This is a genomic window from Leptotrichia hongkongensis, from assembly GCF_007990635.1.
Lineage (GTDB): Bacteria > Fusobacteriota > Fusobacteriia > Fusobacteriales > Leptotrichiaceae > Leptotrichia > Leptotrichia hongkongensis.
In genome coordinates this window covers 2,221,169-2,238,286 of record NZ_AP019846.1, presented here as the reverse complement: position 1 = coordinate 2,238,286, position 17,118 = coordinate 2,221,169, and the positions used below count along the sequence as shown (strand labels likewise).

At 27.8% G+C, this 17,118-nt stretch carries 17 protein-coding genes; 13 read left to right on the top strand and 4 right to left on the bottom strand.

Annotated features, from left to right (window positions below):
* Nucleotides 1–68: 68 nt before the first annotated feature.
* The 3 genes from FVE75_RS10675 to FVE75_RS10665 are packed head-to-tail and all read left to right on the top strand — an operon-like array spanning nucleotide 69 to nucleotide 4,305.
* Complete coding sequence (locus FVE75_RS10675) at nucleotides 69–1,436, top strand: MATE family efflux transporter (RefSeq protein WP_147006404.1); 1,368 nt, start codon at nucleotides 69–71, stop codon at nucleotides 1,434–1,436.
* A complete protein-coding gene (locus FVE75_RS10670; protein ID WP_147006403.1) occupies nucleotides 1,433–2,995 on the top strand; it encodes an RNA-directed DNA polymerase in 1,563 nt (520 codons plus the stop codon). The genes FVE75_RS10675 and FVE75_RS10670 overlap by 4 nt, the downstream gene beginning before the upstream one ends.
* 26 nt (nucleotides 2,996–3,021) lie before the next feature.
* Nucleotides 3,022–4,305, top strand: a complete 1,284-nt coding sequence (locus FVE75_RS10665; RefSeq protein ID WP_147006402.1) for an AbiJ-related protein — start codon at nucleotides 3,022–3,024, stop codon at nucleotides 4,303–4,305.
* A gap of 221 nt (nucleotides 4,306–4,526) precedes the next feature.
* On the opposite strand, the gene FVE75_RS10660 is transcribed toward FVE75_RS10665, so the two are convergent.
* Both FVE75_RS10660 and FVE75_RS10655 read right to left on the bottom strand, forming a co-directional pair.
* Nucleotides 4,527–4,811, bottom strand: coding sequence for a hypothetical protein (locus FVE75_RS10660; protein ID WP_232052552.1), 285 nt, complete (start codon nucleotides 4,809–4,811; stop codon nucleotides 4,527–4,529).
* 74 nt (nucleotides 4,812–4,885) lie between these two features.
* On the bottom strand, nucleotides 4,886–5,665 hold the full coding sequence (locus FVE75_RS10655) for an SDR family NAD(P)-dependent oxidoreductase (protein WP_147006401.1): 780 nt from the start codon (nucleotides 5,663–5,665) through the stop codon (nucleotides 4,886–4,888).
* Nucleotides 5,666–5,752: 87 nt separating this feature from the next.
* On the opposite strand from FVE75_RS10655, the gene FVE75_RS10650 reads away from it, so the two are divergent.
* The 6 genes from FVE75_RS10650 (at nucleotide 5,753) to FVE75_RS10625 (ending at nucleotide 10,085) form a co-directional block, all read left to right on the top strand.
* A complete protein-coding gene (locus FVE75_RS10650; protein WP_147006400.1) occupies nucleotides 5,753–6,142 on the top strand; it encodes a MerR family transcriptional regulator in 390 nt (129 codons plus the stop codon).
* Between the two features lie 35 nt (nucleotides 6,143–6,177).
* Nucleotides 6,178–6,906 carry an endonuclease gene (locus FVE75_RS10645; protein WP_147006399.1) on the top strand — a complete coding sequence of 243 codons (729 nt, stop codon included), beginning with the start codon at nucleotides 6,178–6,180 and terminating at the stop codon, nucleotides 6,904–6,906.
* Between the two features lie 15 nt (nucleotides 6,907–6,921).
* On the top strand, nucleotides 6,922–7,440 hold the full coding sequence (locus FVE75_RS10640) for a MerT protein (protein ID WP_147006398.1): 519 nt from the start codon (nucleotides 6,922–6,924) through the stop codon (nucleotides 7,438–7,440).
* Between the two features lie 18 nt (nucleotides 7,441–7,458).
* A complete protein-coding gene (locus FVE75_RS10635) occupies nucleotides 7,459–7,965 on the top strand; it encodes a sodium:proton symporter (protein WP_147006397.1) in 507 nt (168 codons plus the stop codon).
* 16 nt (nucleotides 7,966–7,981) lie between these two features.
* The gene (locus FVE75_RS10630; RefSeq protein WP_147006396.1) at nucleotides 7,982–8,476 is read left to right on the top strand and encodes a DUF3810 domain-containing protein; all 495 of its coding nucleotides are present in this window, start codon (nucleotides 7,982–7,984) and stop codon (nucleotides 8,474–8,476) included.
* A 103-nt stretch (nucleotides 8,477–8,579) separates the two neighbouring features.
* Nucleotides 8,580–10,085, top strand: a complete 1,506-nt coding sequence (locus FVE75_RS10625; RefSeq protein WP_147006395.1) for a cobyric acid synthase — start codon at nucleotides 8,580–8,582, stop codon at nucleotides 10,083–10,085.
* A 433-nt stretch (nucleotides 10,086–10,518) separates the two neighbouring features.
* Here FVE75_RS10625 and FVE75_RS10620 read toward each other — a convergent pair whose 3' ends face one another.
* A complete protein-coding gene (locus FVE75_RS10620; protein WP_147006394.1) occupies nucleotides 10,519–10,818 on the bottom strand; it encodes a hypothetical protein in 300 nt (99 codons plus the stop codon).
* Between the two features lie 387 nt (nucleotides 10,819–11,205).
* Here FVE75_RS10620 and FVE75_RS10615 point away from each other — a divergent pair, with 387 nt between their 5' ends.
* From FVE75_RS10615 to cobA, 4 genes are all read left to right on the top strand, one after another.
* Nucleotides 11,206–12,312, top strand: coding sequence for a pyridoxal phosphate-dependent aminotransferase (locus FVE75_RS10615; protein ID WP_147006393.1), 1,107 nt, complete (start codon nucleotides 11,206–11,208; stop codon nucleotides 12,310–12,312).
* Nucleotides 12,313–12,956: 644 nt separating this feature from the next.
* Complete coding sequence (gene hemA, locus FVE75_RS10610) at nucleotides 12,957–13,997, top strand: glutamyl-tRNA reductase (RefSeq protein ID WP_147006392.1); 1,041 nt, start codon at nucleotides 12,957–12,959, stop codon at nucleotides 13,995–13,997.
* Nucleotides 13,994–14,962, top strand: a complete 969-nt coding sequence (gene hemC, locus FVE75_RS10605) for a hydroxymethylbilane synthase (RefSeq protein ID WP_147006391.1) — start codon at nucleotides 13,994–13,996, stop codon at nucleotides 14,960–14,962. Before hemA ends, hemC begins: the two co-directional genes overlap by 4 nt.
* A complete protein-coding gene (gene cobA, locus FVE75_RS10600) occupies nucleotides 14,949–16,433 on the top strand; it encodes a uroporphyrinogen-III C-methyltransferase (RefSeq protein ID WP_147006390.1) in 1,485 nt (494 codons plus the stop codon). Before hemC ends, cobA begins: the two co-directional genes overlap by 14 nt.
* Nucleotides 16,434–16,513: 80 nt before the next feature.
* Here the strand turns inward: cobA and FVE75_RS10595 are convergent, their stop codons facing one another.
* Entirely contained in the window at nucleotides 16,514–17,089 is a 576-nt protein-coding gene (locus FVE75_RS10595) for a D-glycero-alpha-D-manno-heptose-1,7-bisphosphate 7-phosphatase (protein ID WP_147006389.1), read from the bottom strand.
* Nucleotides 17,090–17,118: the final 29 nt, after the last annotated feature.

Here is a 17,118-nt window from a genome sequence, read left to right as displayed (position 1 = left end):
ACAAAAAACTATTTTTAAAATAAGAATAAAAAACTTACGATTTGAAAAACAAAAAGAAAGGACAAAAAATGAAAAAATTTAATTTTTCTGTTGATTTGATAAATGATAGTATTTTGAAGTCGCTTCTGATTTTTTCGATACCGATACTTGTGTCGAATATTTTTCAGCAGCTTTACAATATGGCGGATATTGCTATTGTGGGGCATACTTTGGGAGATAATTCGCTTGCGGCTATTGGAGCTTCGGCGGCTATTTTTGAGCTGATCTTTGGATTTGCATTAGGAATTGGAAATGGGCTTAGTATGGTTACAGCTAGAAATTATGGGGCGAATAATAAGAATCTTTTGAAAAAGTCTGTGGCTGGCTCGATTGTTATTGGAATTTGGATTACTGTGGGAATAATGATTTTATCACGGTTTATTCTTATGCCGCTGTTAAAAATCTTGCATACGCCTGAAAATATTATAAAAGAAGCATTTGAATATATAAACATAATAACAATGTTTATTGGTGTAACTTTTTCCTACAATTTATCGTCAGGACTTTTACGTGCAATTGGAAACAGCTTTATGTCGCTCGTATTTTTGGTAATTGCTTCAATTTTAAATATTTTCCTTGATATTTATTTCATAACTTCCCTTAAAATGGGAATTGGAGGAGCTGCGGTTGCAACAGTTATTGCACAGGCAATTTCAGTTATCTTAAGTATTATCTACATTTACGTAAAAGAACCAATTTTAATACCTAGAAAAAAACATTTCAGATTTGATAAAAAATTGTACAAGGAACTGCTTGGACAGGGACTTTCTATGGGATTTATGATTGCGATTGTACTTATGGGAACGCTTATTTTACAGTATGCGATAAATGGGTTTGGATATTTGATTATCGCTGGACATACTTCGGCAAGAAAACTTATGGGATTTTGCAACATTCCGCTAACTACAATAGCACTCGCACTTGCAACTTTCGTTTCCCAAAATAAAGGTGCAAATAAAGTAGATAGAATCCGAAAAGGCGTATTTTACGCTAATATGATGGACATAATTTTTGCAATCGGAATCACAATTTTTGTATATTTATTTTCCAAAAACATGATTCACCTGATGTCAGGCTCCGAATCTGAAATCGTCCTCCACAACGGCTCAACCTACCTAAAAATTGCCTCCCCGTTTTTCACAATACTAGGAATCCTCTTTAACTTGCGATACGCTTTACAGGCTCTTGGCGAAAAATTAATCCCCCTCGTTTCGAGCATAATCGAATTTTTTGGAAAAATAATCTTCGTAATTTTTATCGTGCCAAAATTGGGATATTTGGGAGTAATGATTTGCGAGCCACTGATTTGGATTGTGATGGTGGGGCAGTTGGGAATTGCGTTTTATGGGAATGGGTATATTAAAAATAGTAAAAAAGTGAAGGAGCGAAAAGAATGAAAGAGAACATAAAATTATTAACCGATATGGATGAGAAAGAAGCAAAAGAATTTTTTTTAGAAGGTAAAAATTATTGTAATTTAGATTTACCTAAATATTTTAATTTTGATAATATGTTAAAAGATGTTGACAAAAGATTAGAAGATTATTCTTATACAGGAACTAAAAACTTTTCAGATATTAAAAATTCAAGGATATTAAGAGATGTAGAACCAAATTATAAAATTTTTGCTAATAAAGATGGAGAACTTGATTGGAGACCATATCAGTTAATTCATCCATTGCTGTACTATTATTTAATTACAGTAATAACAGAAGAAAATAATTGGAACGAATTAAAAAATATTTTAAAAAGTCGACAATATGAGAAAATAAAGTGTATTAGTATACCTAAAAAATCTTTAACTCAAAAGAATGATAAAGAAGAAACTATATTAAATTGGTGGGAAGAAGTTGAGCAAGAAACAATAAAATTAGCTTTAGATTACGAATATTGCTTGCATTTAGATATTTTAAATTGTTATGGTTCTATATATACACATACTATTTCATGGGCAATTCATGAAAAAAGTGTAGCTAAATCAAACCGAGGAGATAAAAATTTATTAGGAAATATAATAGATGGATTAATTCAAGATATGTCTTCTGGTCAAACAAATGGAATACCACAAGGAAGTTTGTTAACTGACTTTTTAGCTGAAATAGTTTTATCTTATTCTGATAAATTATTAAAAGAAAAATTAGAAAATAAAAAAATAGAGAACTATAGAATATTACGTTATAGAGATGATTATAGAATTTTTTCAAATTCTTCAAATGAAATAAAGATAATATCAAAATGTTTATCAGAAGTTTTGTTAGAATTAAATTTTAAGTTAAATACAAATAAAACTTTACTTACAACTGACATAATTTTAGATGGGATAAAACCAGGAAAGTTAGAATATGAAAAATTAAAGGCAATTTTATTTTCATTTGATTTAGATACTGAATATAGTTTATATTTTAAATATAATTATTCTATACAAAAACATTTATTAGAAATTCTAATATTTAGTAAAAAATATAAAAATTCTAGCAGAATAAACGTAGCATTAAAAGATTTGTATGTTATGAGAATTGAAAAATTAAATAGAAAACCAACTGATTTAGAACAAATTGTAAGTATTTTGATTGAGATAATAGTTAAAAATCCAAATACTATTGGAGTGGGAGTTGTTATTTTAAGTAAATTATTATTCTTTTTAAAAGAAGAAAATAATAATGATAAAATTTTTAATTATATTGATAAATTAATAGATAAAATAAATAAGATACCCAATACAGATTATATAAATATATGGCTACAAAGATTAACAATAAAGTTAGATAGAAACAGAGTGTACAATACACATTTATGTCAAAAAATTTATAATAATAGTACAGAGTTATTTGATACAACATGGATAAGTTTAAGAAAAATAAAGGTTGATGAAAAATTGATAATAGATGAAGAAGAAATTGAAAAATTACCTGAAATCATATCAATAGAAGAAACTTCAATTTTTAATTATCATTAAAAACAAATAAAATAAAGGTTGATGAGATGAGAAATATTACAGAAATTACTAAACGAGATATTTTTGATATTTTAACGAACGGTATAGAATATGTAGATGCATTTTGCGAAACTATAACAGAATTTTATCCATATTATGGAAGATTAGAAGAAATTGAATTTTTAAATAGGTTATATAAATTAAAACAAATAAAAAGTTATGATTCAAGATTTATTAATGCAGAAGAAGATATTTGGCAACACACTATAAATAATCAAGATTATCCATATAACTGGATTTTTACTGATGATAGATTTGAACTACTAAGTGGAACAGATGAAATATTTTTGGCTTTTATTTGTGAAATATTTAATCCAGAAGTTAGAAACGAAAAAAGGAATTGGCGTATTTTTTTTGATGAAACCAATAAATTAATTAAAGAAGATGGGTATGAGTTATATGTCTATAAAAAAATATCAGGAAGAGATGTATATCGTTGGAAAAAATATGAAAAAGAAGGAGAATTATTTATACCTTTTTCTCAACGTAATATTGAAGCAATAAAAAATAAAGAAATAAAAGTAGTGTTTTCTAAAAAAATTAGATATCAAATATATCAACTTTTAGAATTTTACAATGAATATCAATATGTAATGGATGAAACTGGTTTTCAATCTCGAATAAAAATTAGCAGTCAATTTTGGGAAGATATAAAACTATTTTACATTCCAGGAAATTATGAAAATGGAAAATGGATAAATTCTAAAAATTTTGAAAAATTTATCAAAAATACATCTCCTTATTTTATACTAGATACAATTGAAATTTTTTTAAGGCATATTGAAGAAAATAAAGTTGAAGAATTTAAAACAAAAGTAGTATCAATTTTTGAATTGAATAATATTATGATAAAATTTAATAATAAAAAATTAGATTTAATCTTAAACATACATCTAGAAATAGATTCAAATATTCCAATAAAAGAAATAGGAATTGAAGAATTATTGATGTCAGCTTCTAAATATTATGAAAAAAAAGAATTTTCAATTGCTGTAGAAAAAATTTGGGATGCTTTTGAAAGAATTAAAAGTTACTATTATCCAAAAGATAAAAAAGACTCAGCTAATCAAATTATTAAACAAATAAGCTGTGGCAATTCCGAAATTGAAATTATGTTTAATGAAGAATTTAAAACTTTGACAAAAATTGGTAATGAATATAGAATAAGACATCATGAAAAAAATAAAATAAATATTTTAGACGATAGACACTATGAATATTTTTATAAAAGATGTCTATCTTTAATATTAACAATTTTAAAATATTTATAAATTATTATTTTATACATAAAAATCAAGCAACGAAAATCACTAAGAAATCATTGCTTAAAAATTATTAATTATCTTTTGTATTTGTGATAATTTAATTTGTTATAAGGTTACAAAGTTTTTTGTTATCTGAAATACGATATAAATCCATTTTAGGTCTATTCTTTTTATCAAATGAATAAGATAATTTATAATTAGAAAAACATTTGTTTTTTCATTCAAATTTATAAAATAAATGGAATTAACAATACTTCTTTTACTTCATAATCTAATTGTGAAAGTTCAAGGGTAACTTTTCCTGTTTTTAGTGCTGCACGATTGTCTAATATACTAATTGAAATAGAAGGTTTACCATCTTCATTTAAAAATTTTACATAAGTAAGTCCTTTAAAGGTTTTATCGATGGAATGAGTACATCTCCAAAGTTCTTTAGATATTATGTCAATATCAGAATTAGAAAAACTTAAACTAAAAGTCAGTAAAAACAATGCAAATATAATTTTTTTCATAAATCACTCCTAAATAATAATTTTTGTATATTTTATAATATTTTTTTAGGAAAATCAATAATAAAAACTAATATTTAAAATTTCACATTATTTTTAGAGCTAAACGCATTTTGAAAAAATCCATCGGATAAGTTAAATTCAAAAGTTTCACGGCTGATGTAACCGACAGTTTTGTCGCTTTCGTAAAGTTGAATGAGAAAATTTGCCATTTCTTCGGATGTATGATAGTTTGGATAAGATTTATCATAATCAAAATTAGTTTTACCAGTTGCGACATTTCCAAAGTTAGTTTTGGTTGCAGCGGGTACTAGGACTTTTGCTTTTAATTGTGCGTTATTTTGCTTTAATTCTAGTGCAAGTCCTTCTGTGAAGGCGTTTACGTAGAATTTTGTGGCACAGTAGACAATTGCGTTTGGGACGATTGTGTAGCCTCCTGCTGAGGAAATATTGATTAATTGGGAGCCTTTTTCGTTGTGGTAATCTTGGACGTATAAAGAAGATAGCAAAGTTAATGCCTCTACATTGAGATGAAGCATATCTGAAATTTTATTTAAAGACTGCTCTTTTACATCTCCATACATTCCAAAACCTGCATTGTTTATTAAAGTTTCAATGTGATAATTTTTTAATTTTGAATATAGTTCAGGGATTTTACCGACATCAGTTAAGTCAAAATCTATTACAAGAACGTCCAAATTAGGATTTTTCTTCAAAATTTCGCTTTTTAAGTCTTTTAGTAAATTCTTTCTTCGTGCAATCAGAATAAGATTTTTATTTCTTTTTGCAAATTTTAGAGCCACAGCTCTACCTATTCCCGAACTTGCTCCTGTTATAACAGTATATTTTATTTTCATAGTTATTACCTCCATAAATTTGATAAATAAAGGATAGCAGTTAGAGTATAGTATAAGTCAATAACTTTTTTGAAAGGAGAAAATAAAATGAAAAAGAATGAACAAAAAACAATGCAAATAAAGGAATTTTCAGAAAAAACAGGCTTAACTCCATATACAATAAGGTTTTATGAAAAAAAGGAGCTATTTCGTGTAAAAAGAGACGAAAAGAATAGAAGAATATATGATGAAACTGACATTGCATGGATAAAAATGTTAAAAAGATTAAAAGACATGGGAATGAAATTGAGTGAAATTAAGAAATATTCAGATTTACGATATGAAGGGAACGGAACGATAAAAGAAAGAATAAAAATTTTGACAAATCATAAAAAATATGTAAACATAGAAATTGAAAAGTGGCAAAAATATTTACAAAATCTTGATGATAAACTTGAGATTTATGAGAGTTTTTTAAAAAGTATTTCTGAAAAATAAAAGGGTCATAAATATATAGAAATTAAGGAGAAAATATGCTTGCAGATACAAATATAACTTGGGGATTTGTCTTGTTATCACCTTTTATAATTCCAATATTAATTTTATTAACTTTCTGGTTTTTTGTTTCAAAACGAAAGTTTAATTTTCTTATCGCATTTACAATTTTATCATTATTATTTGTTAGGTATCTTCGTTTTCCTTATGACACAGTTAACCGTAACAGTGAGATTAAAATATCACAAAATTTTTTAATAAAAAGAACTTTGAGTTCGGATTCAGAGCATGAAGTTTATAAACTTGTCGATAAGACAAAGCCTGAAGATTTGATTTTGTATTTAAATGGATTAGCTAAAATTAATAATACTTGGGTTGGTTATATAGAAGAAACAGATTCTTACGAAGGAAAATATGGTGTCAAACCAGAAACATATTTTTTGATTAACGGTAATAAGATTGAATATAACTTAGATGAGAAAACTTTAGAAAAAAGATTAGGTTTAAAAGAAATAAAATTACAGGATGCTGAGTACTTTGTTGATAAATTTGGGAGTAAAAAAGAAATCTTATATCAATATCAATTAGATAAAACAGGAGATTTAGATGAAAATATTTCTTTAAATTCAGAATTAAGCAAGAAATTGGAAACAAAGTATAAAAAAGACAGAGCATTCTATTTGATGTTTTGGAGTGTAATGTTGCTTATAGAAATTATTTATCTGTTTATAAAAAATAGAAAAATTACAAAAAGTAATAAAGATTAGTAAGGAGAAAAAAGGATGAAAATAAATGAAAATAAATTTATGTCAAAAGCAAAAAGTTTTTTAGCATTAGTTTTATTTACAGTGATTTACTTTTTCTTTCAGAAAACAATATATCCAGCATTGGCATTTTTGTTCTGGCTGGTTTTTGCGATGCCGTTAGCAGGAATTATTATTAATGCTCTGGAATTTTTACATCTTCCGCAAGTGGCAATGACCACTATTGCTGTTGTAATTTCGGGAATTGCTTTAATAACGGTTCTTATGCTTGTGTTTTACTTAGGATATTTGTGCAGTAAATTTTTGAAAAAAATGGATAAAACTGTATTAGGCTGTGTAATGACAGCGATTTTAATCTATTTTTTGTATAAAATTTTTACAGAAACAGATGAAAGTACAGCAATGTTTGCACCGAAAGCACAGGAAATACATATTTTCTGTACAGCATCACATATTTTTTATACAATCGGAGTATTTTTTAGTGATAAAGTCAAAAAAATATTAGATAGAATAAAATTTAAAAGAAAAAATAAATAAAAGAAGGAGAAAAAATAAATGGAAAAAAATACAAATAAATTTGTGAGAAAACCAAATAATTTTTTAGGATTAATTTTATTTACGATAATTTATTTTTTAGTTCAGAATGTGATATATCCGCTATTAGGAATTTTATTCTGGCTTTTTTTCGCGCTGATTTTTGGAGGAATAGCAGATGCTTTGGGAATTTTAAAAATAAAAGAAATTCAAGTTGTTTTAAATTATCTATTTTATTGTGTTTGTTTGGTAATATTATCTGGATTTATGTGTTATTTAGGATATTTATATAAAGATTTTCTAGGAAAAATGAATAAAATAGGATTAAATACCGTAATGATTGTAATATTGATTTATTTTTTGTACAAAGCTGTTGTTGGAGATCAAAATTCAATAATTGATGCATTAATAGATGAGAAAAAGTATATATTTTGTACTATATTTCATATTTCGTATATAATGGGAGCATTTCATAGCGATAAAGTCAAGAAAGTATTAGACAGAATAAAATTTAAAAGAAAAAAATAAAAGAAGGAGAAGAAAAATGAAAAAAAATACAGACAAACTTATGACGAAACAGAATAATCCTTTAGGATTAATTTTATTTACAATAATTTATTTTTTAGTTCAGTCAGCAATATATCCAGTGTTGGCATATTTGTTTTGGTTTATTTTTACATTATTTTCTACTGGGGTTTTGTTGGAAGCTCCAGAGCAGATTTTGAAGATTTTTATAATTGTGTTTTCGTTGTTTTGCTTGATAATAATATTGGGAATTATGTACTTCTTAGGATATTTGTGCAAAAGATTTCTAAAAAAAATGAATAAAAAAGCATTAATTTTGGTAATGATTGTAATATTTATTTATTTTGTGTTTAGGGCTATTTTTGAAGATGAACATAGTTCGATAATGTCTAGTTTGACAAATGGGAGAAAATATATATTTTGTATATTATCGCATGTTTCATTTATAATTGGAGCATTTCATAGTGATAAAGTCAAAAAAGTATTAGACAGAATAAAATTCAAAAGAAAATAAATTTTTTACAAATCCAATTTGCTTATGGCATTTTTATCTGTTATAATTATTTTAATGGGAATAAATAAATTTTTTAGATAAATTTAAAATAGGAGCAGTATTTATGGGAAGAAAACATAGAAATATAATGTTGCTGGGGACAGGTTCTAATGTGGGAAAAAGCATAATCAATGCAGGATTTTGCAGAATATTTTATCAGGACGGGTATAGCGTTGTGCCGTTTAAGTCACAGAATATGGCTTTAAATTCGTTTATTACGAAGGATGGAAAAGAAATGGGGAGAGCTCAGGTGGTGCAGGCTGAAGCGGCTAATATCGAGCCTCAGGCATTTATGAATCCGATATTATTAAAACCTACAACAGACAGAAAATCACAGGTTATTGTGAATGGAAAAGTTTACAAAAATATGGATGCAAGGGAATATTTTGCCTATAAACATAATTTAAAAAAGGATATAATGGCGGCGTACAATTACATAAGGGATAACTTCGATATTTGCGTGCTGGAAGGGGCAGGAAGCCCTGCGGAGATTAACTTGAAGGAAGATGACATTGTAAATACAGGGATGGCGGAAATGGCTGATTCACCTGTTATTTTGGTTGCTGATATTGACAGAGGCGGTGTTTTTGCGGCAATTTACGGGACAATTATGCTTCTTGAGGAAAGTGAAAGAAAACGTATAAAAGGTGTAATTATAAACAAATTTAGGGGGGATAAGAGCCTTTTGACTCCTGGAATTGAGATGATTGAAGAGTTGACAAATGTACCTGTTCTGGGAGTAGTACCGTTTGTACCGCTTGGAATCGAGGAAGAGGACAGTCTAGGGATTGATAAGTATAATGTGAAAAAAGAAGGGAAAATTCGGATTTCAGTTATTAAACTAAAACATATATCGAATTTTACAGACATTGACGCACTTAGCCATTATAACGATGTTTCCTTGAAATACGTTACAAAAAGCTCTGAACTTGGAGATGAGGACATTATTATTATTCCTGGCTCTAAAAATACTGTGGAAGACATGAAGGACTTGATTGATAAAAATATAAGCAGGGAAATTATCAGGCTTGCAAAAAGAGGAACGATAGTATTTGGAATTTGTGGCGGTTTTCAAATACTGGGACAAAAAATAATGGATCCTCAAAATATTGAGTCTAATCTAAAAGAAATCTCAGGTTTAGATTTATTAGACATAGAAACAGTTATGGAAACGGCAAAAACAACAACACAGTATGAAAATAAAATAAAAAATGCAGACGGAATACTCGCTGGAATGGACGGCATTGAAATAAAAGGCTATGAAATACATCAAGGTTACAGCTATCCTGTAAATGAGGAAAAAACCGAGATAAAATGTATCTTTGACGATGAAAAGCTAAAAGGTGCTGTAAAAGGCAATGTTGTCGGAACCTATATTCACGGAATATTTGACAATTCTGAATTTACAAATCATTTTCTGAACGAAGTAAGAAAACTTAAAGGGCTAGACAAAGTCGATGAAGATTTTAGTTTCAAAGAATATAAAAACAGGGAATACGATAAATTGGCACAAATTTTGCGAGAAAATGTCGATATTGATAAGGTTTATGAAATAATGGGGATAAAATAGGAAATTAAAATGATAAAAATAAAAACATAATTTTATAATTTATAGTAAAACTACTTTAAAACAATATTCAAAAATTATGATTATTTTACTTAAAACCTAAAATTTATATAATTTAGTAGTTTAATTTTAAATAGGTTTGAGTATATTGAAAAAGTTTGTAATGAATTCAGTATCAAAATAGGGTTTAGTATAAATTCTCTTAATAAAAAAACTGCACCTCCTATATATAATTTTTGGGGTGCAGTCTAGTCAATCTATGAATTAAATAATATCTTTTTTTATCTTAATTACGATAATATCCTTCTCCATCATATCCCATTACATCTGGCGATGAACAACTGATTAAAGTCAATCCTAGTAAGACTATAATTAATATTTTAAATATTTTGTTCATAAAAATCTCTCCTAACTATTATTTATTTGAGGTAATTGTTTAATAATCTTCATACGTACAGATTCTTCCAGTTCCAAGCATACCTGTATTTGATCCGCTACAACCTGTAAATCTTTTGTTTTCATAAGGTGTTTTACGGCACTCTTTCTTACGTCCATTTCTATCTAAAAGACAATGTGGTCTCTCAATTGTGGTTTCTCCTGTTCCAGTATCGTAATATCTACCTGTCAAAACGTCATCTTTTTTTACTTCTCCCCAAAATTTTGGACTAAACAATTCGCAGCTTGTAACTGTTAATGCTAGTAAAATTAAAGCTAAAATTTTAAATACTACTTTCATAGACATTCAACTCCTTTAATTTATTTTCTTTATTCTTATTATACTCTATGTTCTAAATATTGTGATTTAATTCTCATTTGTTTTATCTTTTTTTTTTTTTTTTTGAGTGTAGTTTAATTATAAATTGAGCGAATAGAGTTAGAGTCTATAATTGAACACTTTATATCTTGCTTATTTAAAAAGTAAAATGACAATAACTTTTTATATTATTCAAATTTACTTTATACATTATAATCTATAAAATAAAAAAATAATAATAGTAAAAAATATTTAAAAATAAACAAAAAAATTATAAATATTCAAATATATGTTTGATTTTAAAAGATTTTTAATGTAAAATAAGATGAGAGATTGTATAAAAACAATTTTCATAAAATGGAGGAAAAAATGGATTTTCATGGTGGTAATATTTATAAAATATTCAGGGAAAAAAATATAACAGAAATACTGGATTACAGTTCAAATATCAATCCTTACGGAGTGCCAGAGAGTTTAAAGCAGAAGATTATCGAAAATATTGGGATTCTTGAGAGGTATCCTGATCCTGACTATGTGGAATTGCGTGAAAAATTGGCTCATCTGAATAAAGTTGAACTGGAAAATATTGTGCTGGGGAATGGTGCAACAGAAGCTATATTTTTGTTCATAAAAGTAATAAAGCCCGAAAAAGTGCTGATTGTATCGCCTACTTTTGGGGAATATGAAAGGGCAGTAAGAGCGTGTAAAAATTCTGAAAGTCAGAAAATTGAAATTGAATATTTTGAATTAGAAGAAAAAGATGAGTTTAGGCTTAACATTGGGAAATTAAAAAAAGAACTTGAGAAAAAATATGATTTGGTAATAATTTGCAATCCGAATAATCCGACTGGAAAATTTTTGAAAATGGCTGAAACAGAGGAAATTTTGAGAGAATGCAATAGATATGAGACAAAGTTATTTATTGATGAGGCATTTATCGAATTTTTAGAGGATGGACTAAAGGAAAGCATTGTAAATAGTGGGGAAAATAAGAAAAATTTGTTTGTAACTCGTGCATTTACAAAATTTTTTGCTATTCCAGGATTACGATTGGGATATGGAATTTATTTTGACAAAAATTTGGAAAAGAAAATCGCTGAAAAAAAAGAGCCGTGGAGCGTGAACAATATCGCTGAAATGGCTGGAATAACAGTGCTTAATGATATAGAATATATAGAAAAAACATTAAACTGGATAACAGAAGAAAAAAGATACATGTATGAAAGACTGAATGAAATTTCAGGAATAAAGCCTTATAAGACTGAAGTAAACTTTATTTGCGTAAAAATAAAAGATGAGCTGATTTCTAAAGGACTGAATGTGAAAAAATTGCGGGAAAAGATGATGGAAGAAGGAATTTTGATAAGAGATGCGTCCAATTTTAAATTTTTGGATGAAAGATTTTTTAGGCTGGCAATTAAGGACAGAAAGAGTAATGATAGGGTTGCTAGGGCTTTGAGAGAAATTTTAGAATAAAAAATTTGAACTTATCAGATTTGATAGCAATTTACATATGAGAAATTCTGACAACGAGAAAGAACTTGGTATTGATTTTTCGACTAATAAAGTAAAAATCACTACTGGCGGAAATATCTCTGATGAAAAGGCAAATAAACCTAAGGAAGAATGAAAAACTATTAAAGCTAATAAAAAATATGTGTTAGATGAAATGACAAGCGATATAGTCGATGAGATTGCGAAATATGCTTATTAGTATTTTAAATGGGGATTCTTATGATTTATAAGATATTCCCTATTATTTTATAGTAAAACTGCTTTAAAAATAAACTCAAAAGTTATGAATATTTTACTCAAACCCTAAATTTATATAATTTTTAGTAGTTTAATTTTAAATAGGTTTTAATATATTTTGTTATAAATTTACGATTAGAATGTTTGAGAATCTTATTATTAAATTGAATTGACAAAAAACGGAAAAATTAATAGAATATAGGTAATCGTCTGTGAGGAGAAAAAATAAAAAAATTAGAATACTAAAATTTATACATCATTTCATATAATAAATAAATTTAGTAATATTCATTTTGCAGATAGAAATTAAGAAAAATTATTTTAAAAAATTACAAAATTCTATAAAATAAAAATTGGAGAGAGGAAAAATGAAGGAAAATTTAGTAAAAAATTTTTATATTCTGAGTTTTAGTTATAAAAATTTGAGTTTGGAAGAAAGGGAAAAGTTTGTAAAAGAGGGGTATAGACATGTTTTGAGGGGGTATTTGGAAAAAAGGATTATAAAGGGGTATGTGGCTGTCGAAACTTGCCTTAGGATAGAGCTTTATTTGGATGTTAGCAAGGAATTTGAAATTGAGAGTTTAAAGAGGGATTTTAGAATTGATAAGATGAAGGACTATAAAGGTGCTGAAGCCGTGAATTATTTGTTGCGGGTGATTTGTGGGCTGGATTCAATAATAAAGGGAGAGGATCAGATTCTTGTACAGCTTAAAAAAGCATATTTTGACGCTCTTGACAAAAATATTACATCTTCATTTTTGAATATAATGTTTAATCAGGCGATAGAAACTGGGAAAAGATTTAGGGCGGAAAGCAAGATAAATGAAAAAAATATTTCACTTGATTCGATAGCTGTAAAATTTATAAGAACAAAATTTGAGAGTCTTGAAAATAAAAAAATATTTGTAATTGGAGTGGGAGATTTGAGCCAGTCAATTCTTGCACTTCTTCACAAAATGAATAATTGCCATTTGACAATGACAAATAGAAGTTTACGACGGTCAATTGAATTGCAGAAAGTGTATCCAGAGGTTCAGACAGCAGAATTTAACGAGAAATATAATGTTATAAAAAATATGGATATTGTAATAAGTGCCACTTCTGCACCACATTTGATTCTTGAAACAGCGAAAATTCAAAATATTTTGAATGATGGGAAAAAACGGTTTTTCCTTGATTTAGCCGTTCCTAGAGATATTGAGGCAAGTATTGGGGAGTTTGAAAATGCTTCGCTTTATCATTTGGAGGATATTTGGGATGAATATAATAAAAATGTGGAAAAACGGGATGAAATTGTAGAAAAATATTCTTACATTATTGAGGAGCAGCTAAAAAAAATAGCAGAGAAACTTGAAAAAAGAAATAAATATACAAATCATAAAAATATTGAGATGGGTGAAAATGGATGAAATCAAATAAAATAATTATTGGAACTAGAGGAAGCATTTTGGCACTTGCACAAGCGGAAAAAGTGAAGGAAATGCTTATTAAAAAATATGATAAATTAAGAAGTATGGAGAATTTTTGCGAAATTGAAGGATTTGAGAAAAAAAATCCGTTAGAAATAGAACTGAAAGTTATAGTTACAAAGGGAGATAAGGATTTAAGAGACTTTACAAAAATAAAAGGAACTACGCAAAAGGACTTGTTTGTGAAGGAAATTGAAAAGGAAATGCTGGAAAATAAAATAGATTTGGCGGTACATTCGTTAAAGGATATGCCACAGAACACTCCAGAAGGGCTTTTGAATGCGTGTTTTCCAATGAGAGAAGATAATCGGGATGTGTTTGTTTCAAAAAATGGAAAAAAATTAAAAGAACTTGATAAAAATTCTGTAATTGGGACAGGGAGCATAAGACGGGAAAAGGAGCTTTTGAATTTGCGAAATGATGTAAAAATAAAAGCAATTCGAGGTAATATTCACACAAGGCTGAAAAAACTTGATGATGGGGAATATGATGCGATTGTGCTGGCTGCGGCTGGATTAAAAAGAGTTGGGCTGGAAAACAGAATTACTGAATATTTTGATACAGATTCATTTATGCCAGCACCAGGACAAGGGATTTTGTGTATTCAATGCAGGGAAAATGATAATAAAATACGACACCTTCTGAAAAGTATAAATGATGATGAAGTTACGATAATGTGTAAAGCTGAAAGAGAATTTTCAAAAATTTTTGATGGAGGATGCCATACTCCGATAGGCTGTTCATCGGTTATTGAAGGAAATACATTAAAATTAAAGGGAATGTTTAATGATAACGGAATCAGAATATTTAAAGAAGTTGAAGGAAATAGGGAAAATCCAAAGGAAACTGCACAAAAATTGGCTGAAGAAATAAAAAAAGAGGAGATGAAAAATGAGAAAAGGTAAAGTTTATATTGCAGGAGCAGGCTGTGGAGATGAGGGGCTTATAACTTTAAAATTGAAAAACGTGATAGAAAAAGCTGATTGCATTGTTTATGACAGGCTTGTAAATGAAAATATCTTACAATATGCAAAGTCTGATGTAGAAATGATTTATATGGGGAAAGAAAATACTGCTGGAGGAAAATTGCAGGCAGAAATAAATAATAAATTAGTTGAAAAAGGTAAAGAAGGACTTGCGGTTCTAAGATTAAAAGGAGGAGATCCTTTTGTATTTGGACGAGGGGGAGAAGAAATAGAGGCTTTGGTTGCTGAAAATATAGATTTTGAGGTAATTCCGGGGATAACTTCTTCAATCGCTGTGCCAGCTTATGCTGGAATCCCTGTTACTCACAGAGGAATTAATACTTCTTTTCATGTATTTACTGGACATACGCAATTTAATGGAATAGAGCTTGATTTTCCAGTTATTGCAAAATTGGAAGGAACTTTGGTTTTTTTAATGGGATTAAGCAATCTTGAAAAAATAGCAGAAAATTTAATAAATAACGGAAAAAATCCAAAAACCCCTGTTGCAATAATAAAAGATGGAACAACGACAAGACAGAAAACTTACACAGGAACATTGGAAACAATAGTAAATACAGTAAAAGAACATAATATAAAATCGCCTGCCATTATTTTAATTGGAGAAGTGGTGAATTTACGGGAAAAAATGAAATGGTTTGAGAATAAGCCGTTATTTGGGAAAAATATTCTTGTTACAAGAAATAGGGAAAAACAACAAAATATATCAAATAAAATAAATGAACTTGGCGGACAGGCTTTGAGCCTTCCATTTATTAATATAGAATATGTCGACTTTGAAATGCCTGATTTGAAAGAATACAGTACCCTTCTATTTAACAGCATAAATTCTGTTATTGGATTTATGAAAAAAGTAAAGGATATTCGCTCTTTGGGAAATGTTAAAATAGGTGTAGTGGGAGAAAAAACTGCTGAAGAAATTGAAAAATATAAAATAATTCCAGATTTTTATCCAGAAGAATACACTGTGGAAAGACTGGCAAGCGAAAGTGTGAATTTTACTAAGGAAGGAGAAAAAATACTGTTTATAGTATCTGACATTTCTCCAGTAAATGAAAAAAAATATTCAGATTTATACAATCGAAATTATGAAAAACTTGTAGTGTATAAAACTCAGACAGTTAAAGTGGAAAAGGAAAAAGCAGAAAAATACATAAAAGAAAGCGATATTTTAATGTTCTTAAGCTCATCAACATTTAAAGCCTTTGCTGATAGCATAAACTTAAGTGAAAATGAGGAAATAAAAGAGATTCTGAAAAATAAAGTTATAGTCTCTATTGGCCCTGTTACTACAAAAACTATTGAAAAATATGGATTGAAAGTAGGAATAGAGCCTAAGAAATATACAGAAGAAGGATTGTTTGAAAAAATATTAACAACACTAAAATAAAGATAGTAAAAAAAGTTCTAGTCAATAAAGATTAGAACTTTTTCATTTATAAGGAAGGTAAATTTACCTTTTTTATATTTTTACTCAATAATAATTTTTTTGTTTTTCAATTTTTCTGAAAAATCTAGAATATCATTTACAACTACAGGATTTAGCCCTGTTTCTTCAAGTTTTTCCAAACTTTTCAATCCATAGCCTGTTTTTATTAAAACAGGAGTAATCCCCAATTTTTCTGCCGGAATCAAATCAGTTGGCCTATCGCCAATCATAAAAGAATTTTTAGTATCAATATTAAATTCATTTATCGCTAGTTCAAAATTACCAGTATTCGGCTTTCGGCAATTACATTCAATACCATATTTTCGAGTTCCATTTGGATGGTGTGGGCAAAAATATGATTTTTCAATCTTTATCCCATGTTTTAACAAATCTTTTTCAATAAAATCCTGCAATTTTAAATAATCCTCTTCTGTGTAATATCCTCTCGCAATTCCAGACTGATTTGTTATAATCGCAAATTTATACCCTAAATCACGTAATTCCTTAAGTCCTTTAATTACATTTTTTTCATATTCAAAATCTTCGATTTTATATAAATATGATTTTTCTACATTTATTACACCATCTCTGTCCAGTAGGATAAATTTATTTTTCATAAAATTATATTCCTTTTTTTATTAAAATA

What these genes read in the sequence shown, in the direction of transcription:
- FVE75_RS10660 (WP_232052552.1), bottom strand. Translation starts at nt 4,811, where the DNA reads ATGAAAAAAATTATATTTGCATTGTTTTTACTGACTTTTAGTTTAAGT.
- FVE75_RS10615 (WP_147006393.1), top strand. Translation starts at nt 11,206, where the DNA reads ATGGATTTTCATGGTGGTAATATTTATAAAATATTCAGGGAAAAAAAT.
- hemC (WP_147006391.1), top strand. Translation starts at nt 13,994, where the DNA reads ATGAAATCAAATAAAATAATTATTGGAACTAGAGGAAGCATTTTGGCA.
- FVE75_RS10645 (WP_147006399.1), top strand. Translation starts at nt 6,178, where the DNA reads ATGCTTGCAGATACAAATATAACTTGGGGATTTGTCTTGTTATCACCT.
- FVE75_RS10625 (WP_147006395.1), top strand. Translation starts at nt 8,580, where the DNA reads ATGGGAAGAAAACATAGAAATATAATGTTGCTGGGGACAGGTTCTAAT.
- FVE75_RS10640 (WP_147006398.1), top strand. Translation starts at nt 6,922, where the DNA reads ATGAAAATAAATGAAAATAAATTTATGTCAAAAGCAAAAAGTTTTTTA.
- FVE75_RS10630 (WP_147006396.1), top strand. Translation starts at nt 7,982, where the DNA reads ATGAAAAAAAATACAGACAAACTTATGACGAAACAGAATAATCCTTTA.
- FVE75_RS10620 (WP_147006394.1), bottom strand. Translation starts at nt 10,818, where the DNA reads ATGAAAGTAGTATTTAAAATTTTAGCTTTAATTTTACTAGCATTAACA.
- hemA (WP_147006392.1), top strand. Translation starts at nt 12,957, where the DNA reads ATGAAGGAAAATTTAGTAAAAAATTTTTATATTCTGAGTTTTAGTTAT.
- FVE75_RS10650 (WP_147006400.1), top strand. Translation starts at nt 5,753, where the DNA reads ATGAAAAAGAATGAACAAAAAACAATGCAAATAAAGGAATTTTCAGAA.
- FVE75_RS10670 (WP_147006403.1), top strand. Translation starts at nt 1,433, where the DNA reads ATGAAAGAGAACATAAAATTATTAACCGATATGGATGAGAAAGAAGCA.
- FVE75_RS10655 (WP_147006401.1), bottom strand. Translation starts at nt 5,665, where the DNA reads ATGAAAATAAAATATACTGTTATAACAGGAGCAAGTTCGGGAATAGGT.
- FVE75_RS10665 (WP_147006402.1), top strand. Translation starts at nt 3,022, where the DNA reads ATGAGAAATATTACAGAAATTACTAAACGAGATATTTTTGATATTTTA.
- FVE75_RS10595 (WP_147006389.1), bottom strand. Translation starts at nt 17,089, where the DNA reads ATGAAAAATAAATTTATCCTACTGGACAGAGATGGTGTAATAAATGTA.
- FVE75_RS10675 (WP_147006404.1), top strand. Translation starts at nt 69, where the DNA reads ATGAAAAAATTTAATTTTTCTGTTGATTTGATAAATGATAGTATTTTG.
- FVE75_RS10635 (WP_147006397.1), top strand. Translation starts at nt 7,459, where the DNA reads ATGGAAAAAAATACAAATAAATTTGTGAGAAAACCAAATAATTTTTTA.
- cobA (WP_147006390.1), top strand. Translation starts at nt 14,949, where the DNA reads ATGAGAAAAGGTAAAGTTTATATTGCAGGAGCAGGCTGTGGAGATGAG.